Here is a 25,429-nt window from a genome sequence, read left to right as displayed (position 1 = left end):
CCCTGCGCCTTACCCCTGCGCTTTCCTTTTGACAGGCTTTCCGATAGGATCGAAAGCGGATTTGCATTCAAGCTCGAGGGAACCACGATGCGCGTCAGCGATATTCTGAAAGTGAAGGGCAACACGTTGTTTACCGTGACGCCCGATAAGCCGCTGCGCGAAGCGGTCGATACGATGGCCGAGCACGACATCGGCTCGCTCGTCGTGATGGAGTACGGCGATCTGGTCGGGATGCTCACGTTCCGCGAGATCATCCAGCGCCTGCACGTGAACGGCGGCGCGATCGGCGACGTACAGGTGCGCAAGGTGATGGACGAGCCGCTCACCTGCACGCCGGAGACCGACGTGAACGAAGTGCGCCGGATGATGCTCGAGCGCCACGCGCGCTACATGCCGGTTCTCGACAAGAAGGTGCTGATGGGCGTCATCTCGTTCTACGACGTCGCGAAGACGGTCGTCGAGGCGCAGAGTTTCGAGAACCGGATGCTGAAGGCCTACATCCGCGACTGGCCGGAATCGGAAGCCGAAGCACAGAAGCCGTGACACGTCGCGCCCGGTGCATCGCACGCGGGCGCTGCCATTCGGCGCGCGGCGGCGCAGGTTCAGCCTGCGCCGCCGTTTTTTCAACGACAACACGAGGCCCGCGCAGCTTCGCCCAGACGATGCGCGCGTATTCCGCATGAGCGATCACACGCAAGTCTCTTCAGCGACGCGCGGCGAACGGCGCGCCCACGCATCGCAGTTCGACCTGTTGCGCGAGCGCCGTTTCGCGCCGTTCTTCACGACGCAGTTCCTCGGCGCGTTGAACGACAACGTGTTCAAGATCGGCTTCACGTCGCTCGTCACGTATCACACCGCACGCTTTTCCGGCGTCGACGCGAAGACGGCCGCGTTCCTCATTTCCGCGATCTTCATCCTGCCGTTCGTGCTGTTCTCGGCCACCTCCGGCCAGATCGCCGACAAGTACGACAAGGCGACGCTCACGCGTTTCGTGAAGACCTTCGAGATCGTGCTGATGCTCGTCGGCGCGGCCGGCTTCGTCACGCACAGTGCGGCGCTGCTGTATCTGTGCACGTTCATGATGGGGATGCACTCGACGCTGTTCGGCCCGGTCAAGTATTCGTACCTGCCGCAGCATCTCGGCGAGCACGAGCTCGTCGGCGGCAACGGCCTCGTCGAAATGGGCACGTTCGTCGCGATCCTGATCGGCACGATCATCGGCGGCGCGGCCGCCGGCATCGAAGGCAGCGGCGAGCGCGTGCTCGCGGTGAGCGTCGTCGCGATCGCGCTGGCAGGGCGCCTCGTCGCGCAGCGCGTGCCGCCGACGCCCGCGCCGCAGCCCGATCTCGTGATCAACTGGAACCCGTTCAGCGAAACCTGGCGCAACCTCGCGCTCGCGCGACAGAACCGCACCGTATTCCTGAGCCTGCTCGGCATCTCGTGGCTGTGGTTCGTCGGCGCGACCTTCCTCACGTCGTTCTTCAATTTCGCGAAGGACGTGCTGTCCGCGAGCCCCGACGTCGTCACCGTGCTGCTCGCGACGTTCTCGGTCGGGATCGGCCTCGGTTCGCTGCTGTGCGAGCGGCTGTCGCAGCGCCGCGTCGAGATCGGGCTCGTGCCGCTCGGCTCGATCGGCATCAGCGTGTTCGCGATCGAGCTGTACTTCGCGAGCCATGCCATGCCGTCGCCCGGTCATCTGCTGTCGGTCGGCGAATTCCTGGCCGGCGCGCGCCACTGGCGCATCCTGGCCGACCTGTTCCTGCTCGCGATGTTCGGCGGCTTCTACAGCGTGCCGCTCTATGCGCTGATCCAGAGCCGCAGCGCGCCGACCCATCGAGCGCGCATCATCGCCGCGAACAACATCCTCAATGCGCTGTTCATGATTTTGTCGGCGTTGATGGCGATGGGGCTGACCAAGGCGGGCGTCGACATCCCCGGGCTGTTTCTCGTGACCGCGCTGCTCAACGTCGCGGTCGCGACGTATATCTACCTGCTCGTGCCCGAGTTCCTGCTGCGCTTCGTCGCATGGGTGCTGGTGCATACGTTCTACCGGATCCGCCTCGTGCATGCGGAGCGGATTCCCGACGACGGCGCGGCCGTGCTGGTGTGCAATCACGTCAGCTACGTCGACGCGCTCGTGCTGGCCGCGGCGAGCCCGCGGCCGATCCGCTTCGTGATGGATCACCGGATCTTCAAGACGCGGTTCGCGAGCTGGGTGTTCCGGCACGCGAAGGCGATTCCGATCGCGCCGCGCCACGAGGATCCGGACATGCTCGCGCGCGCGTACGACGCGTGCGAGGCTGCGCTGAAGGACGGCGAGCTCGTGTGCGTCTTCCCGGAAGGCAAGCTGACGAAGACGGGCGACATCAACACGTTCCACCACGGGATCACCGAGATCCTCACGCGCAGGCCAGTGCCGGTGATTCCGATGGCGCTGCGCGGGCTGTGGGGCAGCTACTTCTCGCGCCATACCGATGCGCGGATGCCGCGGCCGATCAAGCGCGGCGTGATGAGCCGGCTCACGCTCGCGGTCGGCGAGCCGATGGCGGCGTCGGTCGCCACGCCGCAGGCGCTGCAGGCCGCGGTGACCGAGCTGCGCGGCGCGCGGAAGTAGGGGCGGCGCGCCGTCGGTGAGCGCGCGGCCGTGACGGCGGGCGCGCTACCGGTTGGCCGCACGCGCCCGCGCATGCCGCGCCGTATCCGCGGCCGGCGCATGCGCGCCGAACCGCCCGGCGTCCCGCGCGCGCGGGACGGCTGGCATAATAGCGGTTTACCTCATTTTCTCGACCGGCAAACGATCGGCGCGCCAGCGGTTGCGGCAGCGCATCGGTTTGCGTCATTTCTCTTTGGGCGGTTCCATCATGTCCGGCAATACCCTCGGCACGCTTTTCACTGTCACGACCTTCGGCGAATCGCACGGTCCCGCGATCGGCTGCGTGATCGACGGCTGCCCGCCGGGAATGAGCCTCACCGAAGCCGACATCCAGGCCGAGCTCGACCGCCGCAAGCCCGGCACGTCGCGGCACGTGACGCAGCGCCAGGAGGCCGACGAAGTCGAGATCCTGTCGGGCGTGTTCGAAGGCGTGACGACCGGCACGCCGATCGCGCTGCTGATCCGCAACACCGATCAGCGCAGCAAGGACTACGGCAACATCGTCGAGACGTTCCGCCCCGGTCATGCCGACTACACGTACTGGCAGAAGTACGGCATCCGCGACTACCGCGGCGGCGGCCGTTCGTCCGCCCGTCTCACCGCGCCGATCGTCGGCGCGGGCGCGGTCGCGAAGAAGTGGCTGCGCGAGCGCTTCGGCGTCGAGGTGCGCGGCTGCATGAGCGCGCTCGGCGAAATCGACGTGCCGTTCGTCGACTGGTCGCACGTGCGCGAGAACCCGTTCTTCGCGCCGAATGCGGCGATCGTGCCGGAGCTCGAGGCGTACATGGACGCACTGCGCAAGGACGGCGACTCGATCGGCGCGCGCATCGACGTGGTCGCGTCGGGCGTGCCGGTCGGCTGGGGCGAGCCGGTGTTCGACCGGCTCGACGCCGACATCGCGAAGGCGATGATGAGCATCAACGCGGTGAAGGGCGTCGAGATCGGTGCGGGCTTCGCCAGCGTCGCCGAGCGCGGGTCGGTGCACGGCGACGAGCTGACGCCGGCCGGCTTCGTCGGCAACCATGCGGGCGGCGTGCTCGGCGGGATTTCGACCGGGCAGGACGTCACCGTGTCGATCGCGATCAAGCCGACGTCGAGCATCCGCACGCCGCGCCGCTCGATCACGAAGGCCGGCGAAGAAGCGATCGTCGAGACCTTCGGCCGCCACGATCCGTGCGTCGGCATTCGCGCGACGCCGATCGCCGAGTCGATGCTCGCGCTGGTGCTGATCGACCATGCGCTGCGTCATCGCGCGCAGTGCGGCGACGTCGAGACGTCGACGCCGAAGATCGCCGGCAGCGCGACCTGATACGGGGGCGCCGGCAGCCGCCGGCGCGCTCGATGCGAGGTGAAGCGGGGCGCCTGGGGCGCCCCGTTTTCATGGGGCCTCGGAATGCGGCGGCGCGGCCGATTCACGCACCCGCAGCTCCGGCAGCACCGCGCAACCGGGCCCGACTGCGCCATGCTCGAGCGCGTCGAGCAATGCACGCGCGGCCTTGCGGCCGATCGCATCGGTGTCGACCCACATCGTCGTCAGGGCCGGCCGGATTTCGCGGGCGAGCGCAACGTCGTCGAAACCGGTGATCGACAGTTCCGCCGGCACCGCGATGCCCATCGCCTGCGCCTCCAGCAGCGCGCCCAGCGCCAGCGCATCGTTGCCGCAGATCACGGCCGTCGGGCGCGTCGGCCCGCTGTCCGCAATGGTGCGCAGGCTCGCGCGCCCGAACGCGATCGTCGCCGGCCCCTCGTGCTGATGGACTGGCCGCACCGCGAGGCCGCGAGCGGCCAGCGTCTCGTGAATGCCACGCAGGCGCGCCTGCACGCGGTCGTTGTCCGCGGACGGCTGCATGATGATCGCGAAATCGCGATGGCCGAGGTCGAGCAGATGCGTGGTGAGCCGAGCGAAGGCCGCGCGGTTGTCGAAGCCGATGCAGCAATGCGGACTGTCGTCGCGGTAGGCGTAGGTGACGACATAGGGCACCCGATGCAGGTCGAGCAGTTCGAAGACTTCCGCCGGATAGGCTTCACCGACCAGCGACACCGCTTCGACGCCGCGCGACAGCATCGCACGCACCTGCGCGAGCGCCTGCGCCGGATCGTAATTCGAGCAGCCCAGGAACAGCGTGATGCCGTGCTCGGCCATGACCGCCTGCATGCCGGCGACCTGGGACGCGAACACCTGGTCGTCGAGCGTCGGGATGATCGCGCCCGTAATGTGGGTGCGCGTGGACGCGAGTGCGCGACCGGCCGCGTTGGGGATCCAGTTCAGCGTGCGCGCCGCGTCGCGCACGCGCTGCTGCACGTCGGCCGACACCTTGCCGGGATCGTTGTACACGCGCGAGACGGTCGCGGTCGACACGCCGGCGAGTTTCGCGACGTCCCCGAGCACCGAGCGGCCGCTGCCGCGGCGTGCGCGCGCCGCGCCGCCGCCGGAAGAGGGCGTGCTCATCGGCGGCTCGCGGCCGCCGGCGCGGCGCGCCATGTGCAGGTGGTCCAAAGTGCCATCGTTTACCCTCGGTTCGTCGTGGTCGTGCTTGCATCTCGCGTGCTGCCTGTGAGAATGTAAGCGCTATCTTGATGCCAGCCCGCATTATGTCAGACACATCTTCGAATCGCATCACCGCAAATTTTTCGTCGACGCCGGCCCGTTCGGCGATTTTATCCGTCGCAAATGTAAGCGGTTACATTGCATGAAAGACCACGCTGAATTCCCCAGAATCGCGGTCGTCGGCAGCCTCAACGTCGACCTCGTCACGCACGCGCCGCGGCTGCCCGTGCCGGGCGAAACGCTGCTCGGCACCGCGTTTCGGACGGTCTCCGGCGGCAAGGGCGCGAATCAGGCGGTGGCGGCCGCGCGCCTGGGCGCCTCGGTCGCGATGATCGGCTGCGTCGGCAACGATGCGTTCGGCGCGCGCCTGCACGACGCGCTTGCGGCAGAACGCATCGACCTGACGCACGTACACCGGATCGACGGCGCAGCAACCGGCGTCGCGACGATCACGGTCGATGCGAGCGGGGCGAACAGTATCGTCGTCGTGCCCGGTGCGAACGCGCGCCTCGATGCCGCAACGATCGACGCGGCGCGCGACGCGATCGCCGGCGCGGCGCTGATGGTGTGCCAGCTCGAGGTGCCGATGGAAACCGTGGTGCGCGCGATCGACCGTGCGCGCGCCTGCGGCACGCCGGTGCTGCTCAATCCTGCGCCCGCGCGGCCGCTGTCCGACGCGTTGCTGGCGCGGCTCGAGTACCTCGTCGTCAACGAAACGGAAGCGGAGTCGCTGACCGGCATCACGGTCGGCGACGACGCCTCGGCAGTGCGCGCCGCAGACGCATTGCACGCGAAGGGCGCCGGCAATGTGCTGGTCACGCTCGGCGCGCGCGGCGTCTGCTGGCGCGGCAGCGCGGGCAACGGCCGCCACCCGGCGCTGGCAGTGACGGCCGTCGATACGACGGTGCTCGTCGCGTCGTTCGACTGGCGGTGGGCGTTCGTCGCGACCGGGGCGCTCGGTCTCGTCGTCGCCGTCGTCTGGTTCGCGCTCTACCGCGATCCGGCGCGCGCGCAGTTGAGCGCGGTGGAACGCGGGTATCTCGATGCCGACGCGCAGACCGCCGCCGCCGCGCCGAAGCTGACTTTCGCCGACTGGCGCAGCCTGTTCTCGCACGGCACGACGTGGGGCATGCTGATCGGCTTCTTCGGCTCCGTGTATCTGAACTGGGTATATCTGACGTGGCTGCCGGGATACCTGACGATGGAGCGTCACATGAGCCTCATTCGCACCGGGTTTGCGGCGTCGGTGCCGTTCCTGTGCGGGTTCGTCGGTTCGCTCGTCGCCGGCTGGCTGTCCGATTTCGTTACGCGCCGCAGCCGCTCGCCGGTCGTGAGCCGGCGCAATGCAGTGGTCGTCGCGATGCTCGGGATGGTCGCGTTCACGATCCCCGCCGCGCTCGTGCAGAGCAATACCGTTGCGCTCGCATGCATTTCGGTCGTGATCTTTCTCGCGAATGCGGCATCCGCGTGTTCGTGGGCGCTCGCGACGGCCGCCGCGCCGCCGAGCCGCGTGGCATCGCTCGGCGCGATCCAGAATTTCGGCGGTTTCATCGGCGGTGCGCTCGCGCCGATCCTGACGGGCGTCATCGCGCAGAAGTGGTCGTTCGTGCCGGCGCTCCTGACGGCCGCGGCGATCGCGTTCGCCGGTGCGATGGCCTATCTGCTGCTGGTGCGCAAGCCGATTCCCGAGCAGGCGGCCAGCGCCGCGCCCGGACCGCTGCCGGCCTGAGCGTCGCGGCCACACCGCGTATTTACTGAAGCAAGGAGAAAAAGATGCAACACCATCAGCAGTCGACCGCGGCCATCGAGGGGATCGTGCCGGTGATGCTGACGCCGTTCGACGATGCCGGCGCGATCGACTATGCCGGGCTCGAGCGACTCATCGAGTGGTATCTGGCGCACGGCTCGGATGCGCTGTTCGCGGTCGCGCAGTCGAGCGAGATGCAATTCCTGAGTCTGGCCGAACGGGCGGAACTCGCGCGTTTCGTCGTCGATCGGGTGGCCGGGCGCGTGCCCGTCGTCGCGTCCGGCCATATCAGCGACGATCTCGATTCGCAGGTTGCCGAGCTGTGCGCGGCGGCCGAATCGGGCGCGCAGGGCGTCGTGCTCGTGACGAACCATCTCGATCCGCAACGCAAGGGCAGCGCCGCGTTTCTGGACCATCTTCACGCGCTGCTCGCCCGGCTGCCGTCGGATCTGCCGCTCGGCCTGTACGAATGTCCGGCGCCTTATCGACGGTTGCTCTCCGATGACGAGCTGCGTGCGTGCATCGATACCGGCCGCTTCGTGATGCTCAAGGACGTGAGCTGCGACCTGGAAACGGTGAAGCGGCGCGTGGCGCTCGCCGCCGGGTCGCCGCTGAAGGTGCTGAACGCGAACGCCGCAATCGCATGGGATGCGATGAAGGCGGGATCCGCCGGCTTCAACGGCGTGTTCACCAACTTCCATCCCGATCTGTATCAGTGGCTGCGCACGCAGGGCGATTCGGATCCGGCGCTCGCCGAAGAATTGGCGACGTTCCTGGTGGTGTCGGCGGTGTCCGAAGCGCTGGGTTATCCGGCGCTCGCGAAAATCTATCACCAGCGGATCGGCACCTTCGAGTCGATTCGCTGCCGCGTAATCGATTACGACGTACGCGAGCGGTTCTGGGCGCTCGACGCGGTGCTCGACAAGATCGTCGCGGGGACCGAGCATTTCCGTCGGAGAATCGCAGCGCTCTGACGGGCGGGCAGCAGTGCGCGCGCGAGGCATCGCCCCCGCGCGCGCTCGCGACCCGCGGACGTCGTACCGACGAAAAAAAACGCCGCGCGATGCGGCGTCTTCCGGCAGCTTACATGTTCGGATAATTCGGCCCGCCGCCGCCTTCCGGCGTGACCCACACGATGTTCTGCGTCGGGTCCTTGATGTCGCAGGTCTTGCAGTGCACGCAGTTCTGCGCGTTGATCACGAGGCGGTCGCTGCCGTCGTCGTTCTTCACGAACTCGTATACCGCCGCCGGACAGAACCGTCCCTCCGGCCCAGCGTAGGTGCGCAGGTTCACGTTCACCGGCACGCTCGCATCCTTCAGCGTCAAGTGCGCCGGCTGGTTCTCCTCGTGGTTCGTGTTCGAGATGAACACCGACGACAGCCGGTCGAACGTCAGCTTGCCGTCCGGCTTCGGATATTCGATCGGCGTGCATTGCGACGCGGGCTTGAGCATCTCGTGGTCCGCATGCTTGTGGTGCAGCGTCCACGGCACGTTGCCGCCCATCACCTTCTGCTCGAGCCCGACCATCAGCGTGCCGAGATACAGCCCCTTCGCCATCCACTGCTTGAAGTTGCGCGCGCGGTACAGCTCGGTGTACAGCCACGACTGCTGGAACGCGTCCGGGTACGCGTTCAGCTCGTCCGACTGGCGGCCGGCCTGCACCGCATCGAACGCCGCGTCGGCGGCCAGCATGCCGGTCTTGATCGCCGCGTGGCTGCCCTTGATGCGCGATGCGTTCAGGAAGCCCGCATCGTCGCCGATCAGCGCGCCGCCCGGGAACACCGTCTTCGGCAGCGACAGCAGCCCGCCCGCGGTGATCGCGCGTGCACCGTACGACACGCGCTTGCCGCCTTCGAGGAATGCGCGGATCGACGGATGCGTCTTGTAGCGCTGGAACTCCTCGAACGGCGACAGGTACGGGTTCGCGTAGCCAAGCCCAACCACGAAGCCGACCACGACCTGGTTGTTGTCCATGTGGTACAGGAACGAACCGCCGTAGGTGTCCGACTTCAGCGGCCAGCCGGCCGTGTGGATCACGAGGCCCGGCTTGTGTTTCGCCGGATCGATTTCCCACAGCTCCTTGATGCCGATCCCGTACGCTTGCGGATCGGCGTTCGCGTCGAGCTTGAACTTCGAGATCAGCTGGCGGCCGAGATGACCGCGGCAGCCTTCGGCGAACAGCGTGTACTTCGCGTGCAGTTCCATGCCGAGCTGGAAGTTCTCGGTCGGCTCACCGTCCTTGCCCACGCCCATGTTGCCGGTGGCGACGCCCTTCACCGAGCCGTCGTCGTTGTAGAGGATCTCCGCGGCCGGAAAGCCGGGGAAGATCTCGACGCCGAGCGCTTCGGCCTGCGTGCCGAGCCAGCGCGTGACGTTGCCGAGCGAGATCACGTAGTTGCCGTGATTCTTGAAGTTGTCGGGCAACGCCCAGTTCGGCGTCGTGACCGCACTCTGCTCGGACAGGAACAGGAAGCGGTCCTCGGTCACCTCGACGGTGAGCGGCGCGCCGCGTTCCTTCCAGTCGGGGAACAGCTCGGTGATCGCGCGCGGGTCCATCACCGCGCCCGACAGGATGTGCGCGCCGATCTCGGAACCCTTCTCGAGCACGCACACGCCGATCTCGGCGCCTTTCTCGGCGGCCAGCTGCTTGAGCCGGATCGCCGCCGACAGCCCGGCGGGGCCGCCGCCGACGATCACGACGTCGTATTCCATCGATTCGCGCGGGCCGTATTGCTCGATGAGGCTTGCGGGGGTCATTGGCGTTCCTCTAACCGTTAGAATGCTTTTATTCGGGAGCGTATTGTCTGCGAAACGAAACGCTTGCCGCAACAGCGCGGCGCTAGATTAGCACGATCGTTCTATTTTCTGTGCTAGGGTTATGCTGCTCGAGCGGGCATCCGCCGCGGCAAACGACATCGAAAGGGGATGTGCAATGGGTCGATCGATCAATCTGGAAGGCAAGGTCGCGCTGGTTACCGGCGCATCGAGCGGCCTCGGGCAACGCTTCGCGCAGGTGCTGTCGCAGGCCGGCGCGAAGGTCGTGCTGGCGAGCCGCCGGGTCGAGCGCCTGAAGGAACTGCGCGCCGAGATCGAGGCGGAGGGCGGCGCCGCGCATGTCGTGTCGCTCGACGTGACCGACGTGCAGAGTATCAAGGCAGCCGTTGCGCACGCCGAGACGGAAGCCGGCACGATCGACATCCTCGTGAACAATTCGGGTGTATCGACGATGCAGAAGCTCGTCGACGTGACGCCGGCCGATTTCGAGTTCGTGTTCGACACCAACACGCGCGGTGCATTCTTCGTCGCGCAGGAAGTCGCGAAGCGCATGATGATGCGCGCGAACGGCAACGGCAAGCCGCCGTACCGGATCATCAACATCGCATCGGTGGCCGGGCTGCGCGTGTTTCCGCAGATCGGGCTGTACGCGATGAGCAAGGCGGCCGTCGTGCAGATGACGCGGGCGATGGCGCTCGAATGGGGGCGTCACGGGATCAACGTGAACGCGATCTGCCCGGGCTATATCGACACCGAAATCAATCACTACCTGTGGGAAACCGAACAAGGCCAGAAGCTGCAGTCGATGCTGCCGCGCCGGCGCGTCGGCAAGCCGCAGGATCTCGACGGGCTGTTGCTGCTGCTGGCGGCCGACGAGTCGCAGTTCATCAACGGTTCGATCATCTCCGCCGACGACGGCTTCGGCCTCGCGTGAGCGGATGCCATCCAGTAACGAAGAAGAGTGCAATGAGCGAATATTCCCGCGTATTTGAAATGTCGATGCCGATCCGCTGGGGCGACATGGACGCGTTCGGCCACGTGAACAACACGGTCTACTTCCGTTACATGGAACAGGCGCGGATCTCGTGGTTCGAGCAACTCGGCATCGCGGGCGGCAATGGCGAGGGACAGGGGCCCGTGGTCGTCACGGCGTCGATGGAATTCCTGAAGCAACTGCACTATCCGGGCGACGTGATCGCGCGGATGTCGGCCGCCAAACCGGGCCGCAGCAGCTTCGACACCGGCTTCGAGCTCTCGCGTGCGGACGATCCGCAGCATGTGTATGCGCGCGGCAACGCGCGCTGCGTGTGGGTCGACTATGCGCTCGGCAAGTCGGTGCCGCTGCCGCAGCTGCTGCGCGACACGATCGAGCGCGCGCTCGCCGCCAAGGTCGACTGAACGTCGAAGCCGGCGCCGCGGCGCCGATGCGGGTGTGCAGCTATACCCGTGCCTGCCGGAATCGGCCGCCTCGCGCGGCCGATTGCGTTTGCGTGCAGCGGCTACTGGCCGAGCAGGCGTTGCAGCAGCTCCGGCGTATTGCTGGTGCCGTACTTGCGCATCAGCCGCGCACGGTAGATGTCGACGGTGCGCGAACTGATGTCGAGCACGCGTCCGATCTGCTTGCTGGTCTTGCCGGTCGCGAGCTGGGCTGCGATCTCCCGCTCGCGCGGCGTCAGCTCGACCGCCACGCGGCGCGTCGCGCTCAGGTCTTCGAAGGTCCATACGCCCACGGCGAGCGGCGCGGTGCGATCGAGCGCGCGGCCGGTCACGTGGCACCAGAACAGCTCGCCGTCCGCGCGCTTCATGATTCTGTCGTCGCCGTACGTGCCGTTCGCGACCATCACGCGCGAAATGCGCTCGCCGATGCGCTGAAATTCGTCCGGCGACGGATACAGTACTTCGTAGGACTTGCCGATCAGATCGGTCCGCGCGCAGCGGAAGATCGCCGCGAGTGCGTCGTTGCAGTCCTCGATCACGCGGTCGCGCGACATCACGAGGCCGAGCGGCGCGAGGTGAAAGGCAGTCTGGTAATCGAGTGCGGGCATGGCGCGGGGCAGCGGAGGCAAATGCTTATGTAGTTTTGCGTATTGTGCCGCATCCGCGCCGCATCGTACCCTTGCCGGCATCTCGTGGCGCTTCGTCGCGACATAAAAACAGCGCGCCTCGCGCAGGCCACGCCGTGCATGCATAGAATGAGTGCGGCGGGCTTGCGGGCCAGTCGGCGCGTGAACCGGTTTTGCTGGTTTCCATAGAGGAAGGGACATACAGATGAACAAAGTCTATCCCAGCGCGGCTGCCGCGCTGGAAGGGATCGTCCGCGACGGACAGACGTTCGCGGTCGGCGGCTTCGGCCTGTGCGGGATCCCCGAGGCGCTGATCGCGGCGCTGCGCGACTCCGGCGTCAAGGGCATCACCTGCATCAGCAACAACGCGGGCGTCGACGGTTTCGGCCTCGGCCTGCTGCTCGAAACGCGCCAGATCAAGAAGATGATCTCGTCGTACGTCGGCGAGAACAAGGAGTTCGAGCGCCAGTACCTGGCCGGCGAGCTCGAGCTCGAATTCACGCCGCAGGGCACGCTCGCCGAGAAGCTGCGCGCCGGCGGCGCCGGCATCCCGGCATTTTTCACGAACACCGGCTACGGCACCGTGATCGCCGAGGGCAAGGAAACGCGCCAGTTCGGCGATCGCCATTATGTGCTCGAGCCGTCGCTGACCGCCGACGTCGCACTCGTGAAGGCATGGAAGGCCGACAAGTCGGGCAACCTGATCTATCGCCGCACCGCGCGCAACTTCAACCCGATGTGCGCGATGGCCGGCAAGATCACCGTGGCCGAGGTCGAGGAGATCGTCGAGAACGGCGCGCTCGATCCCGACCAGGTCCATACGCCCGGCATCTTCGTGCAGCGGATCGTGCTGAACGCGACGCCCGAAAAACGCATCGAACAACGCGTCGTACGCGCGAAAGGAGACTGACATGGCCTGGAATCGTGACCAGATGGCCGCGCGCGCGGCGAAGGAACTGCAGGACGGCTTCTACGTGAACCTCGGCATCGGTCTGCCGACGCTCGTCGCGAACCACGTGCCGGCCGGCGTCGAAGTGTGGCTGCAGTCGGAGAACGGCCTGCTCGGCATCGGCCCGTCGCCGACCGACGAAGAGGTCGATGCCGATCTGATCAACGCCGGCAAGCAGACCGTCACGACGCTGCCCGGCTCGTCGATCTTCTCGTCGGCCGATTCGTTCGCGATGATTCGCGGCGGCCACATCAACCTCGCGATCCTCGGCGCGATGCAGGTCAGCAAGAACGGCGATCTCGCGAACTGGATGATCCCCGGCAAGATGATCAAGGGGATGGGCGGCGCGATGGATCTCGTCGCGGGCGTGAAGCGCGTCGTCGTGCTGATGGAGCACGTCGCGAAGGGCGACCAGCACAAGATCCTCGAGGAATGCAACCTGCCGCTGACGGGTGTCGGCGTGGTCGACCTGATCATCACCGATCTCGGCGTGATCGAAGTGACGCCGAACGGCCTGAAGGTGCTCGAGCTCGCCGACGGTGTCGGCGTCGACGAAATCCAGGCCAAGACGGGCGCGCCGCTCGACGTGAGCGCGGTCGCATAAGCAAGGTCTGACTCCGTCGGCCATCGACGCCCCGCGTTCCGCCACGGAACGCGGGGCGTCTTGCCATCGAGGCATCGATCGGGCGGTCAGCCGATCACGCGATCGCGCCGCCGCCGTCGACCAGCACCGTCGAGCCGGTCGCAAACGGCGTCGTCGCGAGGTAGACGATCGCGTTCGCGACGTCCTCGGCCTGGCCCACGCGGCGTGCGGGCAGGCGTTGCGAGGCGCCGGCGTACATGGCGTCGCGTGCGTCGGGCGCGAGCTTGTTCCACAGCGGCGTCGCGATCAGGCCCGGCGACACCGTGTTCACGCGCACCGGCGCCAGCTCGAGCGCCAGCCCGCGGGCCAGCGCCTCGAGCGCCGCGTTGATCGCGCCTTGCAGCACCGACGACGCGCTCGGCCGCACGCTCAGGAACCCCGACACGAACGACAGCGAGCCGCCGGGCGCGATGTCGATCGAACGCGCGACGCGATAGGCGCCCCAGAACTTGCTGTCCATCGCGGCCTGCGCATCGGCGAGCGCCAACGTGCGCACCGGGCCCGTCGCCGTTTGCGCGGCCGAGATCACGACATGGTCGAAGCGCCCGGTGCGCGCGCAGAACGCGTCGACGGCTGCCGTATCGGTGATGTCGAGCGCTTCGCCGCGCACCGCAGCGCCTGGCGCGGCCGCCGCGCCGGCCCGCTCGGGGTGGCGCGAGGCGATCGTCACGACCGCGCCGCGTTGCGCGAATGCATGCGCGGCCGCGGCGCCGATGCCGGAACTGCCGCCGACGACAAGGACTTTCTTGCCGCTGAGTGAATCGTTCATGCTGGTCCTTCCGAAGTGAGGGGAGAGGGCGATCCGGTCAGATCGTTTCGGTTTCGCGCAACGTTGCCGGGCTGCGCAGCGCGAAGCGCGCGATGTCGTCCTTGCGCATGAACGCGACGCCCGGATGCGAGCGCGCGTAATCGAGGAACGTGTCCCATGCGCGGACCATCTGCGGCGTGCCGCTGATCCGGTCGTGCGCGCTGATCGACATCAGGCGCCGTCGCTGTCCGGCTTCCGCGTACAGCTGGTCGAAATCGAGCTTGATCTGCTCGACGAACTTCGTCGGCGAATAATTGCGGCCTTCGATCAGCAGGATGTCGTTGTTGCGCAGCGTGTACGGCACGACCGCGAAGTCGCGGCCGCCGACCGTCTCGATGAAAGGCTCGTCGCGGCTGACGTCGTCGATGTGATACAGGTAGCCGAGCTCCTGCAGCAGCGGCAGCGTATGCGGGCCGCGCCGCAGCCAGTTGCAGTTGTAGCCGACCGGGCGCTGGCCCGTGACCGCTTCGACCATGTCGCGAGCCTCGACGAGGAAGCGGCGCTCTTCGTCGCGGCTCATCGCGAACTGCGAGCGCCAGGTCGGACCGTGTGCGGCCGCCTCGTGGCCGCGCGACACGACCTCGCGCGCCAGCTCGGGATGGCGGCGTGCGGCTTCACCGATCATGTGCGACGTGACTTTCACGCCGTGCCGGTCCCACAGGTCGAGCAGGCGCGGAATGCCTTCACGGTAGCCGTACGCGAACCACGTCGCCGACGCGAGGTCGGCCGGCACCGACGGCGGGAACTCGACCGGCGGGAACGGGCTGTCCGCGCCCTTGGGCGGTTGTCCACCGGCCTCGAACTGCATCGAGATCGAGATCACGAGCCGGATGCCGTCCGGCCAGAAGGTGCCGGCCGGCGCATCGGCCGCGGCCGGTCGCGGGCCCTGTGGCGTTGCGGCCGCGGCCGCGCTGGACGCGCCCGTGGCGGCCGCGACGCCGGCCACGAGCCCGGCGCCAGCCTGGGCGAGAAAGGTGCGGCGCGGCGAAGGTTGCGCCTGATTCGATGGTTCGTGCGTCATCGTGTGCTCCTGCTCCGTTAGCCGACCAGCCCGAGCTGACGCATCAGCGTCAGGTTGTCCTCGATATGCCAGTTCTCTGCGATCCGGCCGTAATCGACCCGGTAGATGTCGGTCGCGATGAAGTCGATGGCCTGTCCGCTCCCGGCCGTTCCGTTGAAGGTGCCGGAGAAATGGCCGCGAAAGTGCAGGTGCACGACGACCCGGTCGCCGGCGACGATCATCTGTTCGATGTCGCAATGCAGGTCCGGGATCGCAGTGCGCATCGTTCTGGACGCGGCGAGCGGCCCGGCGATGCCCTGTTCGCGGCCGGCCGGCAACGTGCGGTCGGTGAAATCGGCGGCGAGCGCGGCCTGCGCGAGGGCCGCGTCGCCGGCATCCCAGAACGTGACGTAGCGGCGCGCGGCGAGGATCTGCGCGCGTGCCTGCGCGGCCGGCACATCGGCGGCGACGATCAGGCCGTGCGGCTCGACGAGGCTCGCCGCATGGGCGGCGGCAGGCGCCAGCGCCGCGACGCACGCGGCCGCGGCGAGCGCGCGTGCGAGCGGCCGCGCGACGGAAGAAAGACGGATTGGCATGGTGATTGGGTCCTGTGTGCAGCGTCGTGCGACGACGCGGAACAGGTATGGTAGGTTTCCGTTCTTCATGCAAATACGGGCGTGGCACGAATGGATTATTCGAAAAAAGGAAAGGTTACGGCGAAACGAGGGCGCCGATGCTGATCGACGATCTCCCCGCGCTCGAGACCTTCGCGCGCATCGTGTCGGCCGGCAGCCTGTCGGCGGCGGCGCGCGAGCTGGACCTGTCGCTGTCGGTGGTCAGCAAGCGGCTCGCGCATCTGGAGTCGCGGCTCGGTGTGCGGCTGTTGCACCGGACCACGCGCCAGCAGACGCTGACCGACGACGGCGCGCAGTTTCACGCCCAGGTGCTGCGCATCCTGGCCGAAATCGAGCGGGCGGAAACGCTGATGAGCGACCGGCGCGGCACGGTCAACGGGATGCTGCGCGTGACGGCGCCCGGCGAGCTCGGCCGCGTGCGGATCGTGCCGCTGGTCGCGGCGTTCCAGCGGCAGCATCCGGCGTTGACCGTGCAGCTGATGCTCACCGACACGATCGTCGACCTGCTCGCGCAGGACATCGACGTGGCCGTCCGGATCGGCAGCCTGGCCGATTCGACGATGATCGCGCGCGAGCTGGCGCCGAATCACCGCGTGCTGTGCGCGGCGCCGAGCTACGTCGCGACGCATGGGCTGCCGGCCCATCCGGCCGACCTGCGGGCACACCGATGCATCGTGCTCGGCGATCAGCCGCGCACCGAATGGCGGTTCGACGGCGCCAACGGCAGCGTGGCCGTCGACGTCACGGCCGCGCTGCTCACCAACGACGGCGGGGCGGCCCGGTCGTTCGCGCTCGAAGGCGCGGGCATCGCGCTGAAGTCGATCTGGGACGTCGACGCCGATCTCGACGCCGGCACGCTCGTGCGCGTGCTGCCGGCGTTCGCGGCGCCGGCCGCGCCGCTGCATGCCGTCTATCCGGGCGGCCGGCACGTGCCGTTGCGCGTGCGCGCCTTCGTCGAGTTCCTGCGCGAGCAGTTGCGCGACGCGTGGCAGCGCGGCGCGTGAGCGGAGCCGAGGCGGGGCGAGCGATGCGCGCGAGGGTCGCGGCTTGCGCGACGCGCCGCCGCGGCGAAGCGGTTTACAATCGTTCGCACCGGCCGGCACGCGCCGCCCACGCTCGACAGGATGCTCACGATGCCCATCATTTCAGCGAATCCACCGGTTCCCCGCCAGCGTCGCGTGCAGTGTGCGAGCGCGGTCGGCCTGCACCACGTCGCGTATACGGAATGGGGAGATCCCGCCAATGCGCGCGTGCTGGTCTGCGTGCACGGCCTGACCCGTTCCGGGCGCGACTTCGATCGCCTCGCGGCCGCGCTGTCCGATACCTATCGCGTCGTGTGCCCCGACGTGGTCGGGCGCGGCCGCTCGGACCGGCTGGCCGACCCGCGGTTCTACACGATCCCGCAGTACGTGGCGGATATGGTGACGCTGATCGCGCGGCTCGACGTCGAGTCGGTCGACTGGTTCGGCACGTCGATGGGCGGGCTGATCGGCATCGCGCTCGCGGGGCTGCCCGGTGCGCCGCTGCGCAGGATGATCGTCAACGACGTCGGGCCGCGCATCGAGCCCGACTCGCTCGTGCGCATCGGCGAATACCTCGGCGTGCAGCCGCGCTTCGCCACGTGCCAGGAAGGCGTCGACTACCTGACGTCGCTGTCGCTGCCGTTCGGCGCGCTGACTGCCGACGAATGGCGCGAGATCAACGAGCCGCTGCTGTGCGAGCTGCCGGACGGCGGCTGGACGATGCGCTACGACCCGCGCATCGCCGAGCCGTTCAAGGCGACCACGCCCGAGCTGGCCGCGGCCGGCGAAGCGGCGTTGTGGCACGCGATCGAAGCGACCGATGCGTCGCTGCTCGTCGTGCGGGGCGAAACGTCGGACCTGCTGTCGCGCGACACGGTAGCCGAGATGGTGCGGCGCGGCCGGCACGTGACGCAGGTCGAGATTCCGGGCGCGGGCCATGCGCCGGCGTTCGTCAGCGCGGAGCAGATCGCGCTTGCCCGCCGGTTTTTCGTCGAAGGCGCCGCGTAAACGCGTCATAATATGCGGTTCGGCGGCGCGCGGGCCGCGTCGTCGCCACTTGTTCACCCATTCACACGACCGGAACATTTCATGGCAGTCATTCGTCACCACGTCGGCGCCCGTCTCTCCGAAACCGCGATCCACAACGGTACCGTGTACCTGGCCGGCCAGATCGCCGAAGACACCACGCAGGACATCCGCGGCCAGACGCGCGAAGTGCTCGGCCACATCGACCGCCTGCTCGCCGAAGCGAACAGCGACAAGGCGCATCTGCTGTCGGTGCAGATCTACATCTCCGATCTCGCGAACTTCGACGGCATGAACGCCGAGTGGGACGCGTGGGTCGCGGCGGGCAATACGCCGCCGCGCGCGACCGTCGAAGCGAAGCTCGCCGATCCGGCGGTGCTCGTCGAGATCGTCGTCGTCGCCGCCCAGCGGAGCTGAGCGAAGCATCACGATGACCGCAATATCCCGGGCCGTGCGATGACCGAATCCGCTTCCGCTTCTTCCGTCGCGGCGCCGTCGTTCGACGACGTGCTCGCGTTCGTGCGCGAGCGGGCCGGCGCCGCGCGCCTGTCGACGGGCGAGCTGCTTGCCGATCACTCGGCCGGCACCGCGTCGATCATGCGCACGCTGAACGTCGATCCGCACGCGATGCAGGCGGCCGCGCTGTTCGTGCTGACGCCGCATCTGAGCGACCCCGAACGCGAGCTGACCGAGCGCTTCGGCGAAGAGGTCGCGCGGCTCGTCGCCGATGTGCGCAAGCTGCTGCGGCTCGGCACCGTCAGCCTGCGCGCGGCGCAGAACGCGATGCCCGACGCCGGGCGCGACGCCGCGCAACAGCGGCGCACGCAGATCGAGGCGCTGCGCAAGATGTTGCTCGCGTTCGCGCAGGACATCCGCGTGGTGCTGATTCGCCTGGCGTCGCGGCTGCAGTCGCTGCGCTACTACGCGGCCGCGAAGGCCGATCCGCCGCCCGACGTGGCGCGCGAGACGCTCGAAATCTACGCGCCGCTCGCGAACCGTCTCGGCATCTGGCAACTGAAGTGGGAGCTCGAGGATCTCGCGTTCCGCTTCGAGGATCCGGTCACCTACAAGCGCATCGCGAAGCTGCTCGACGAGAAGCGCATCGAGCGCGAGGCGTACGTCGCACAGGCGATCGAGCGGCTGCAGCACGAGCTCGCGCAGGCGCATATCCCGGCCGACGTGAGCGGCCGGCCGAAGCACATCTACAGCATCTGGCGCAAGATGCGCGGCAAGGAGCTTGATTTCTCCGAGCTGTACGACGTGCGCGCGTTCCGCGTGATCGTGCCCGACATCAAGGATTGCTACACGGTGCTCGGCATCGTCCATCACCTGTGGCAGCCGGTGCCGAAGGAGTTCGACGACTACATCTCGCGGCCGAAGCCGAACGGCTACAAGTCGCTGCACACGGTCGTGATCGGCGACGACGGCCGTGCGTTCGAAGTGCAGATCCGCACGCAGGAAATGCATCGCTTCGCCGAGTACGGCGTCGCCGCGCACTGGCGCTACAAGGAAGCCGGCGTGCGCGGCTACGGCGGCCAGTTCTCGGCGAGCGACAAGTACGACGAGAAGATCGCGTGGCTGCGCCAGCTGCTCGCGTGGAAGGACGACGTCGAGGACGGCGGCGAAGTGTCCGGCGATCAGGCGTGGGCGCAGCTGCGCGAGACCTCGCTCGACGACGACCACATCTACGTGCTGACGCCGCAGGCGCGCGTGATCGCGCTGCCGCAGGGCGCGACGCCGGTCGACTTCGCCTATCACCTGCACAGCGAGCTGGGCCATCGCTGCCGCGGCGCGCGTGTCGACGGCGCGATGGTGCCGCTCAACACGTCGCTCGCGAACGGCCAGACGGTCGAGATCGTCGCGGTGAAGGAGGGCGGGCCGTCGCGCGACTGGCTGAACCCGCAGCTCGGCTACCTGAAGAGCTCGCGCGCACGGCAGAAGGTGCGCGCGTGGTTCAACTCGATCGAGCAGGAAGAAAACATCGCGCACGGGCGCGCGCTCGTCGAAAAGACGCTGCAGCGCGAGGGCAAGACGTCGGTCAACCTCGACAATCTCGCCGCGAAGCTCGGCTTCAAGTCGCCCGACGATCTGTTTTCGGTCGTCGGCAAGGAAGAATTCAGCCTGCGCAACATCGAGCAGGCGCTGTCCGATGCGCCGCCGCCCGAGCACGCGCCCGAGGCGCCCGCCGACTTCGAGAAGCGCAGCAGCGGCGCGAGCGTCGCGCACGGTGCATCGACCGGCGTGCTGGTGGTCGGCGTCGATGCGCTGCTGACCCAGCTGGCGCGCTGCTGCCGCCCGGCGCCGCCCGACCCGATCAGCGGCTTCGTGACGCGCGGCAAGGGGATGTCAATTCACCGCAGCGACTGCCCGACCTTCGTGCGGATGGCCGAGCGCGCGCCCGAGCGCGTGCTGCAGACGACGTGGTCTGCGGACGTGCTGGGCGGGCGCGGCGCGTCCGTCTATCCGGTCGATCTGATGATCGAGGCGAGCGACCGGCAAGGGCTGCTGCGTGACATTTCGGAAGTCTTTGCGCGCGAGAAGATGAACGTGGTCGGCGTGAAGACGCAGAGCCGCCGCAACACGGCGTTCATGCAGTTCACGGTCGAGGTGTCGAATGCCGCGCAGGTGCAGCGCGCATGCACGCTGCTCGGCGAAGTGCAGGGCGTCGTGCGGGCCGGACGCAAGGCATGACGCGGCCGCACATGATCGCGCCCCGTCATTTTGCTGCAACCGCATAAATAGCTTGCCAAGGAAACGCTCGCCCCATATAATCTTAGCTTCACTAGGCTCGTAGCTCAGCTGGTTAGAGCACCACCTTGACATGGTGGGGGTCGTTGGTTCGAGTCCAATCGAGCCTACCAACGAATTGAGAATGCCCGGTTTTCCGGGTGTTCGATGCAGTAAATAACTCAACGCGAACAAGGCGAATACGGTTATGACACCGCGAACGTTGACCGAAACCTTTTCGGAGCGACGCTAGTCGAGGAACGTTTTCGCCCTTTCAGTCTGAGTGAAGTATCGAATGCGGCCCCTCGAAAGCGGGGCCGCATTTTTTTTGTCGCGAAATTCCGCGCGTGACTTTGAGGTTGCGTGCCTGGTTTGCCGCCCACTGTCGGCATCACGGAGATTGCCATGGTTTCGATACGCTTGCCTGACGGCTCAGTTCGACAATACGAGCATCCGGTGACAGTTGCCGAGGTTGCGGCCTCGATCGGTCCCGGCCTTGCGAAGGCTGCGCTTGGTGGCAAGCTCGACGGCGAGCTCGTCGACACGTCCACGGTCATCGATCGCGATGCATCGCTCGCGATCGTCACCGACAAGGATGCCGACGGTCTCGACATCATCCGTCACTCGACCGCCCACTTGCTCGCGTACGCGGTGAAGGAGCTGTATCCGGAAGCGCAGGTGACGATCGGGCCGGTCATCGACAACGGCTTCTATTACGACTTCGCGTATAACCGTCCGTTTACGCCCGAAGATCTCGAAAAGATCGAAAAGCGCATGCAGGAGCTCGCGAAGAAGGATGAGCCGGTGACGCGCCGCGTGGTGTCGCGCGACGAGGCGGCCGGCTATTTCCGCAGCATCGGCGAGAAGTACAAGGCCGAGATCATCGAATCGATTCCGCAAAGCGACGAAATCAAGCTCTACTCGCACGGCGGCTTCACCGATCTCTGTCGTGGCCCGCACGTGCCGTCGACCGGGAAGCTGAAGGTCTTCAAGCTGATGAAGGTCGCCGGCGCGTACTGGCGCGGCGATTCCAAGAACGAGCAGCTGCAGCGCATCTACGGCACGGCCTGGACGAAGAAGGAAGACCAGGATCAGTACCTGCACATGCTTGAGGAGGCGGAAAAGCGCGACCACCGCAAGCTCGGCAAGCAGCTGGATCTGTTCCACATGCAGGAAGAGTCGCCGGGCATGGTGTTCTGGCATCCGAAGGGCTGGGCGCTGTGGCAGCAGGTCGAGCAGTACATGCGTCGCCGAGTGAACGATGCCGGCTATCTCGAGATCAAGACGCCGATGATCATGGACCGCTCGCTGTGGGAAGCGTCGGGCCACTGGCAGAACTACCGCGAGAACATGTTCACGACGGAGTCGGAGAAGCGCGACTACGCGATCAAGCCGATGAACTGTCCGGGGCATGTGCAGGTGTTCAAGCATGGGCTGCGCTCGTACCGCGACCTGCCGCTGCGTTATGCCGAATTCGGTTCGTGCCATCGCAACGAGGCGTCGGGCGCGCTGCACGGGCTGATGCGCGTGCGCGGCTTCGTGCAGGACGATGCGCACATCTTCTGTACCGAAGATCAGTTCATCGCGGAGTCGATCGCGTTCAACACGCTGGCGATGAGCGTGTACAAGGACTTTGGCTTCGAGCACATCGACATCAAGCTGTCGCTGCGCCCCGAGCAGCGCGCGGGCACCGATGAAACCTGGGATCGCGCCGAGCAGGGGCTGCGCGATGCGCTGACCGCGTGCGGCCTGTCGTGGCAAGAGTTGCCGGGCGAGGGCGCGTTCTACGGCCCGAAGATCGAGTACCACATCAAGGATGCGCTCGGCCGTTCTTGGCAATGCGGCACGCTGCAGCTCGACATGGTGCTGCCGGAGCGCCTCGGCGCCGAGTACGTTGCGGAAGACAACAGCCGCCGCCGGCCGGTGATGCTGCACCGTGCGATCGTCGGTTCGATGGAGCGTTTCCTGGGCATTCTGATCGAGCACCACGCCGGCGCGATGCCGGTCTGGCTCGCGCCGTTCCAGGCAATTGTGCTCAATATCGCCGAAAGTCAGGCCGAATATGCGCAATCTCTGGTCCAAACGTTGCAAAAACAAGGGGTTAGGGTGGCGGCAGATTTGCGCAACGAGAAGATTAGCTATAAAATACGCGAGCACATGCTGGAAAAGGTGCCTTATCTCCTCGTCGTGGGCGATAAGGAGCGTGATGCGCAAACGGTAGCCGTGCGTGCCCGTGGCGGCGTCGATCTTGGCGTTATGCCGGTCGAAGCCTTCGTTGAGCGTCTGCAGGAAGACCTGCGCTCGTTCAAGTAACCGCCCTGGCAGCGCGGCTCGTTTTTTTAATTTTTAGAGGAAACGTAACATCGCTACTGATAAGTCGTCGCATCGCATCAACGGTGAAATCACTGCGCCGGAAGTGCGTCTGGTCGGGATCGAGAACGAACCGCTCGGTATCGTGAAACTCGCTGATGCTTTCCGTAAATCGGAAGAGTTGGACGTTGACCTCGTGGAAATCGCGCCGCAAGCGGTTCCGCCGGTCTGCCGCCTGATGGATTACGGCAAGTTCAAGTATCAGGAGTCCAAGAAGCAGCACGAAGCGAAGCTGAAGCAGAAGGTCATCCAGGTGAAGGAAGTCAAATTCCGCCCGGGTACCGATGACGGTGACTACAACGTCAAGCTTCGCAACCTTCTGCGCTTCCTCGAAGAGGGCGACAAGACGAAGATCACGTTGCGTTTCCGCGGCCGTGAAATGGCTCACCAGGAGATCGGTATGCGGATGCTGGAGCGTCTGCGCACGGATCTCGAGGAAGTCGGTCAGGTCGAGCAGATGCCGAAGATGGAAGGGCGCCAGATGATCATGGTGCTCTCCCCGAAGAAAAAGAAGTAACGAGCCCGCGCGCTGGTCGCGCAGGTTCGGCAAGTGGTTCGGCGCGTGGCCCGGTCAGGGCGGCGCGCCAACAATGACGGCGGCTGCGCGAGCGGTCGCCGTACACAAGTGGACTGGGTTTCGAAGGGCGGGTCGAGGGCGCAAGCCAACCGCACACCCATCGCCATCAAATAAACTGGAGTTATTCGTCATGCCTAAGATGAAGACCAAGAAGAGTGCTGCAAAGCGCTTCGTGGTGCGTCCGGGCGGTACCGTCAAGCGCGGTCAAGCCTTCAAGCGCCACATCCTGACCAAGAAAACCACGAAGAACAAGCGTCACCTGCGCGGCGCAACGGCAGTTCATGATTCCGATCTGAACTCCGTCCGCGCGATGCTGCCGTTCGCGTAACCCCTCAACTGATACTCTAAGGAGCGAAACATGCCTCGAGTCAAACGTGGGGTAACCGCACGGGCCCGTCACAAGAAGATCATCAACCTGGCCAAGGGTTATCGCGGCCGTCGCAATAACGTCTACCGCATCGCCAAGCAGGCGGTGATGCGCGCTGGCCAGTACGCGTACCGCGATCGCCGCAACAAGAAGCGTGTGTTCCGCGCACTGTGGATCACGCGTATCAACGCGGCAGTTCGCCAGCACGACATGACCTACAGCGTGTTCATCAACGGCCTGAAGAAGGCGTCGATCGAACTCGACCGTAAGGTGCTGGCCGACATGGCGGTGTTCGACAAGGCTGCTTTTGCTGCGATCGTCAAGCAGGTGAAAGCCGCCGTTGCAGCCTAATTGCGAAATTAGCACTGCGTGGTTAGTTGCAGCGATGTTCCGGTAGTTTCGGCCGCTGCAGCGAAAACGGGGCTCTTCCGAGCCCCTTTTTTGTTTGGCGGGCAGATTTGCTCGCCGAGACCGAATGACGTTGGAAATGATGGGATCTATGGATCTGGACCAGATTGTCGCCGACGCGCAGCAGTCCTTCGAACAGGCTGCCGACATCACCACGCTCGAAAACGAGAAAGCCCGATTTCTCGGCAAGTCGGGTGCGCTGACCGAGTTGCTCAAGGGCCTCGGCAAGCTCGATCCCGAAGCACGCAAGACCGAAGGCGCCCGCATCAACGTCGCGAAGCAGCAGGTTGAAGCCGCGCTGACCGCGCGTCGCCAGGCGCTCGCCGATGCGCTGTTGAACCAGCGACTCGCCGCCGAGGCGATCGACGTCACGCTGCCGGGCCGCGGCGCCGGTGCAGGCAGCCTGCATCCGGTGATGCGCACATGGGAGCGCGTCGAACAGATTTTCCGCTCGATCGGCTTCGACGTGGCCGACGGCCCCGAGATCGAGACCGACTGGTACAACTTCACGTCGCTGAACAGCCCGGAGAACCATCCGGCGCGTTCGATGCAGGACACCTTCTACGTCGAAGGCAAGGACGCCGACGGCCGCCAGTTGCTGCTGCGCACGCACACGAGCCCGATGCAGGTGCGATATGCGCGCATGAACCGCCCGCCGATCAAGGTGATCGCACCGGGCCGCACGTATCGCGTCGACAGCGATGCGACCCACTCGCCGATGTTCAATCAGGTCGAGGGGCTGTGGATCGACGAGAACATCAGCTTCGCCGACCTCAAGGGCGTCTATACCGATTTCCTGAAGAAATTCTTCGAGCGCGACGACATCCTCGTGCGCTTCCGCCCGTCGTATTTCCCGTTCACGGAACCGTCGGCCGAGATCGACATGATGTTCGAGCACGGCAAGAACGCCGGCAAATGGCTCGAGATCTCCGGCTCGGGGCAGGTGCATCCGACCGTGATCCGCAACATGGGGCTCGATCCCGAGCGCTATATCGGCTTTGCGTTCGGCAGCGGCCTCGAGCGCCTGACGATGCTGCGCTACGGCGTGCAGGATCTCCGGCTGTTCTTCGAGAACGATCTGCGTTTCCTGCGCCAGTTCGCCTGACGCACG

The 25,429-nt window shown here is 66.4% G+C and carries 24 protein-coding genes and 1 tRNA gene; 19 read left to right on the top strand and 6 right to left on the bottom strand.

The features are described 5' to 3' along the window. The first annotated feature begins 87 nt into the window (after positions 1-87). The 3 genes from AK36_RS22350 (at position 88) to aroC (ending at position 3,962) form a co-directional block, all read left to right on the top strand. Positions 88-543: a CBS domain-containing protein gene (locus tag AK36_RS22350; RefSeq protein WP_011884523.1), complete on the top strand. Its 456-nt coding sequence runs from the start codon at positions 88-90 to the stop codon at positions 541-543. 136 nt (positions 544-679) lie between these two features. Next, positions 680-2,614, top strand: a complete 1,935-nt coding sequence (locus tag AK36_RS22345) for an MFS transporter (protein WP_011884525.1) — start codon at positions 680-682, stop codon at positions 2,612-2,614. Positions 2,615-2,861: 247 nt separating this feature from the next. Beyond that, positions 2,862-3,962, top strand: a complete 1,101-nt coding sequence (aroC, locus tag AK36_RS22340) for a chorismate synthase (RefSeq protein WP_011884526.1) — start codon at positions 2,862-2,864, stop codon at positions 3,960-3,962. Positions 3,963-4,031: 69 nt separating this feature from the next. Here aroC and AK36_RS22335 read toward each other — a convergent pair whose 3' ends face one another. After that, the gene (locus AK36_RS22335; RefSeq protein ID WP_045579488.1) at positions 4,032-5,102 is read right to left on the bottom strand and encodes a LacI family DNA-binding transcriptional regulator; all 1,071 of its coding nucleotides are present in this window, start codon (positions 5,100-5,102) and stop codon (positions 4,032-4,034) included. A gap of 241 nt (positions 5,103-5,343) precedes the next feature. Between AK36_RS22335 and AK36_RS34380 the strand changes: the two genes are divergently transcribed. Continuing rightward, positions 5,344-6,930, top strand: a complete 1,587-nt coding sequence (locus tag AK36_RS34380; protein ID WP_080938722.1) for a PfkB family carbohydrate kinase — start codon at positions 5,344-5,346, stop codon at positions 6,928-6,930. A gap of 44 nt (positions 6,931-6,974) precedes the next feature. Then, on the top strand, positions 6,975-7,922 hold the full coding sequence (locus AK36_RS22325) for a dihydrodipicolinate synthase family protein (RefSeq protein WP_011884530.1): 948 nt from the start codon (positions 6,975-6,977) through the stop codon (positions 7,920-7,922). Between the two features lie 109 nt (positions 7,923-8,031). Here the strand turns inward: AK36_RS22325 and AK36_RS22320 are convergent, their stop codons facing one another. After that, positions 8,032-9,705: an electron transfer flavoprotein-ubiquinone oxidoreductase gene (locus tag AK36_RS22320; RefSeq protein WP_045579214.1), complete on the bottom strand. Its 1,674-nt coding sequence runs from the start codon at positions 9,703-9,705 to the stop codon at positions 8,032-8,034. Positions 9,706-9,880: 175 nt separating this feature from the next. On the opposite strand from AK36_RS22320, the gene AK36_RS22315 reads away from it, so the two are divergent. Then, the gene (locus tag AK36_RS22315) at positions 9,881-10,657 is read left to right on the top strand and encodes an SDR family oxidoreductase (protein WP_011884532.1); all 777 of its coding nucleotides are present in this window, start codon (positions 9,881-9,883) and stop codon (positions 10,655-10,657) included. A 32-nt stretch (positions 10,658-10,689) separates the two neighbouring features. Then, complete coding sequence (locus AK36_RS22310; RefSeq protein ID WP_014722899.1) at positions 10,690-11,121, top strand: acyl-CoA thioesterase; 432 nt, start codon at positions 10,690-10,692, stop codon at positions 11,119-11,121. A 101-nt stretch (positions 11,122-11,222) separates the two neighbouring features. Here AK36_RS22310 and AK36_RS22305 read toward each other — a convergent pair whose 3' ends face one another. Continuing rightward, positions 11,223-11,768 carry a PAS and helix-turn-helix domain-containing protein gene (locus tag AK36_RS22305; protein WP_011884534.1) on the bottom strand — a complete coding sequence of 182 codons (546 nt, stop codon included), beginning with the start codon at positions 11,766-11,768 and terminating at the stop codon, positions 11,223-11,225. Between the two features lie 223 nt (positions 11,769-11,991). Between AK36_RS22305 and AK36_RS22300 the strand changes: the two genes are divergently transcribed. Together AK36_RS22300 and AK36_RS22295 are read left to right on the top strand one after the other, a co-directional pair. Next, on the top strand, positions 11,992-12,696 hold the full coding sequence (locus AK36_RS22300; protein WP_011884535.1) for a CoA transferase subunit A: 705 nt from the start codon (positions 11,992-11,994) through the stop codon (positions 12,694-12,696). Position 12,697: 1 nt separating this feature from the next. Continuing rightward, entirely contained in the window at positions 12,698-13,339 is a 642-nt protein-coding gene (locus AK36_RS22295) for a CoA transferase subunit B (RefSeq protein WP_011884536.1), read from the top strand. A 94-nt stretch (positions 13,340-13,433) separates the two neighbouring features. Here AK36_RS22295 and AK36_RS22290 read toward each other — a convergent pair whose 3' ends face one another. Genes AK36_RS22290 through AK36_RS22280 form a run of 3 tightly spaced genes read right to left on the bottom strand, consistent with a single transcriptional unit; the run spans position 13,434 to position 15,782 of the window. After that, entirely contained in the window at positions 13,434-14,147 is a 714-nt protein-coding gene (locus AK36_RS22290; protein WP_045579213.1) for an SDR family oxidoreductase, read from the bottom strand. Between the two features lie 37 nt (positions 14,148-14,184). Beyond that, a complete protein-coding gene (locus AK36_RS22285) occupies positions 14,185-15,207 on the bottom strand; it encodes a polysaccharide deacetylase family protein (protein WP_045579212.1) in 1,023 nt (340 codons plus the stop codon). A gap of 17 nt (positions 15,208-15,224) precedes the next feature. Further along, positions 15,225-15,782 (bottom strand): ester cyclase, encoded by a 558-nt coding sequence (locus tag AK36_RS22280; RefSeq protein ID WP_045579211.1) that lies wholly within the window; start codon positions 15,780-15,782, stop codon positions 15,225-15,227. 137 nt (positions 15,783-15,919) lie between these two features. Here AK36_RS22280 and AK36_RS22275 point away from each other — a divergent pair, with 137 nt between their 5' ends. From AK36_RS22275 to pheS, 10 genes are all read left to right on the top strand, one after another. Further along, positions 15,920-16,825, top strand: a complete 906-nt coding sequence (locus tag AK36_RS22275) for a LysR family transcriptional regulator (protein WP_045579210.1) — start codon at positions 15,920-15,922, stop codon at positions 16,823-16,825. Positions 16,826-16,954: 129 nt separating this feature from the next. After that, positions 16,955-17,851 carry an alpha/beta fold hydrolase gene (locus tag AK36_RS22270; RefSeq protein WP_045579486.1) on the top strand — a complete coding sequence of 299 codons (897 nt, stop codon included), beginning with the start codon at positions 16,955-16,957 and terminating at the stop codon, positions 17,849-17,851. A gap of 81 nt (positions 17,852-17,932) precedes the next feature. Next, positions 17,933-18,286, top strand: a complete 354-nt coding sequence (locus tag AK36_RS22265) for a RidA family protein (RefSeq protein ID WP_011884545.1) — start codon at positions 17,933-17,935, stop codon at positions 18,284-18,286. A 39-nt stretch (positions 18,287-18,325) separates the two neighbouring features. Continuing rightward, positions 18,326-20,560: a RelA/SpoT family protein gene (locus AK36_RS22260; protein ID WP_011884547.1), complete on the top strand. Its 2,235-nt coding sequence runs from the start codon at positions 18,326-18,328 to the stop codon at positions 20,558-20,560. A 93-nt stretch (positions 20,561-20,653) separates the two neighbouring features. Continuing rightward, positions 20,654-20,730 (top strand) — tRNA-Val (locus AK36_RS22255). 271 nt (positions 20,731-21,001) lie between these two features. Then, positions 21,002-22,909, top strand: coding sequence for a threonine--tRNA ligase (gene thrS, locus AK36_RS22250; protein ID WP_045579209.1), 1,908 nt, complete (start codon positions 21,002-21,004; stop codon positions 22,907-22,909). Positions 22,910-22,958: 49 nt separating this feature from the next. Further along, a complete protein-coding gene (gene infC / locus AK36_RS22245; RefSeq protein WP_072465527.1) occupies positions 22,959-23,483 on the top strand; it encodes a translation initiation factor IF-3 in 525 nt (174 codons plus the stop codon). A gap of 190 nt (positions 23,484-23,673) precedes the next feature. Next, a complete protein-coding gene (gene rpmI, locus AK36_RS22240; protein ID WP_004191477.1) occupies positions 23,674-23,871 on the top strand; it encodes a 50S ribosomal protein L35 in 198 nt (65 codons plus the stop codon). A 30-nt stretch (positions 23,872-23,901) separates the two neighbouring features. Next, entirely contained in the window at positions 23,902-24,261 is a 360-nt protein-coding gene (gene rplT, locus AK36_RS22235) for a 50S ribosomal protein L20 (RefSeq protein ID WP_004192938.1), read from the top strand. Positions 24,262-24,409: 148 nt separating this feature from the next. Beyond that, positions 24,410-25,423: a phenylalanine--tRNA ligase subunit alpha gene (gene pheS, locus AK36_RS22230; RefSeq protein WP_006753318.1), complete on the top strand. Its 1,014-nt coding sequence runs from the start codon at positions 24,410-24,412 to the stop codon at positions 25,421-25,423. Positions 25,424-25,429: the final 6 nt, after the last annotated feature.

Source organism: Burkholderia vietnamiensis LMG 10929 (genome assembly GCF_000959445.1).
GTDB lineage: Bacteria > Pseudomonadota > Gammaproteobacteria > Burkholderiales > Burkholderiaceae > Burkholderia > Burkholderia vietnamiensis.
This window is presented reverse-complemented; position numbering and strand designations above follow the sequence as displayed.

Coding starts and splice junctions, on each gene's coding strand:
- AK36_RS22350 (WP_011884523.1), top strand. CDS start 88: ATGCGCGTCAGCGATATTCTGAAAGTGAAGGGCAACACGTTGTTTACC.
- AK36_RS22345 (WP_011884525.1), top strand. CDS start 680: ATGAGCGATCACACGCAAGTCTCTTCAGCGACGCGCGGCGAACGGCGC.
- aroC (WP_011884526.1), top strand. CDS start 2,862: ATGTCCGGCAATACCCTCGGCACGCTTTTCACTGTCACGACCTTCGGC.
- AK36_RS22335 (WP_045579488.1), bottom strand. CDS start 5,102: ATGAGCACGCCCTCTTCCGGCGGCGGCGCGGCGCGCGCACGCCGCGGC.
- AK36_RS34380 (WP_080938722.1), top strand. CDS start 5,344: ATGAAAGACCACGCTGAATTCCCCAGAATCGCGGTCGTCGGCAGCCTC.
- AK36_RS22325 (WP_011884530.1), top strand. CDS start 6,975: ATGCAACACCATCAGCAGTCGACCGCGGCCATCGAGGGGATCGTGCCG.
- AK36_RS22320 (WP_045579214.1), bottom strand. CDS start 9,705: ATGACCCCCGCAAGCCTCATCGAGCAATACGGCCCGCGCGAATCGATG.
- AK36_RS22315 (WP_011884532.1), top strand. CDS start 9,881: ATGGGTCGATCGATCAATCTGGAAGGCAAGGTCGCGCTGGTTACCGGC.
- AK36_RS22310 (WP_014722899.1), top strand. CDS start 10,690: ATGAGCGAATATTCCCGCGTATTTGAAATGTCGATGCCGATCCGCTGG.
- AK36_RS22305 (WP_011884534.1), bottom strand. CDS start 11,768: ATGCCCGCACTCGATTACCAGACTGCCTTTCACCTCGCGCCGCTCGGC.
- AK36_RS22300 (WP_011884535.1), top strand. CDS start 11,992: ATGAACAAAGTCTATCCCAGCGCGGCTGCCGCGCTGGAAGGGATCGTC.
- AK36_RS22295 (WP_011884536.1), top strand. CDS start 12,698: ATGGCCTGGAATCGTGACCAGATGGCCGCGCGCGCGGCGAAGGAACTG.
- AK36_RS22290 (WP_045579213.1), bottom strand. CDS start 14,147: ATGAACGATTCACTCAGCGGCAAGAAAGTCCTTGTCGTCGGCGGCAGT.
- AK36_RS22285 (WP_045579212.1), bottom strand. CDS start 15,207: ATGACGCACGAACCATCGAATCAGGCGCAACCTTCGCCGCGCCGCACC.
- AK36_RS22280 (WP_045579211.1), bottom strand. CDS start 15,782: ATGCCAATCCGTCTTTCTTCCGTCGCGCGGCCGCTCGCACGCGCGCTC.
- AK36_RS22275 (WP_045579210.1), top strand. CDS start 15,920: ATGCTGATCGACGATCTCCCCGCGCTCGAGACCTTCGCGCGCATCGTG.
- AK36_RS22270 (WP_045579486.1), top strand. CDS start 16,955: ATGCCCATCATTTCAGCGAATCCACCGGTTCCCCGCCAGCGTCGCGTG.
- AK36_RS22265 (WP_011884545.1), top strand. CDS start 17,933: ATGGCAGTCATTCGTCACCACGTCGGCGCCCGTCTCTCCGAAACCGCG.
- AK36_RS22260 (WP_011884547.1), top strand. CDS start 18,326: ATGACCGAATCCGCTTCCGCTTCTTCCGTCGCGGCGCCGTCGTTCGAC.
- thrS (WP_045579209.1), top strand. CDS start 21,002: ATGGTTTCGATACGCTTGCCTGACGGCTCAGTTCGACAATACGAGCAT.
- rpmI (WP_004191477.1), top strand. CDS start 23,674: ATGCCTAAGATGAAGACCAAGAAGAGTGCTGCAAAGCGCTTCGTGGTG.
- rplT (WP_004192938.1), top strand. CDS start 23,902: ATGCCTCGAGTCAAACGTGGGGTAACCGCACGGGCCCGTCACAAGAAG.
- pheS (WP_006753318.1), top strand. CDS start 24,410: ATGGATCTGGACCAGATTGTCGCCGACGCGCAGCAGTCCTTCGAACAG.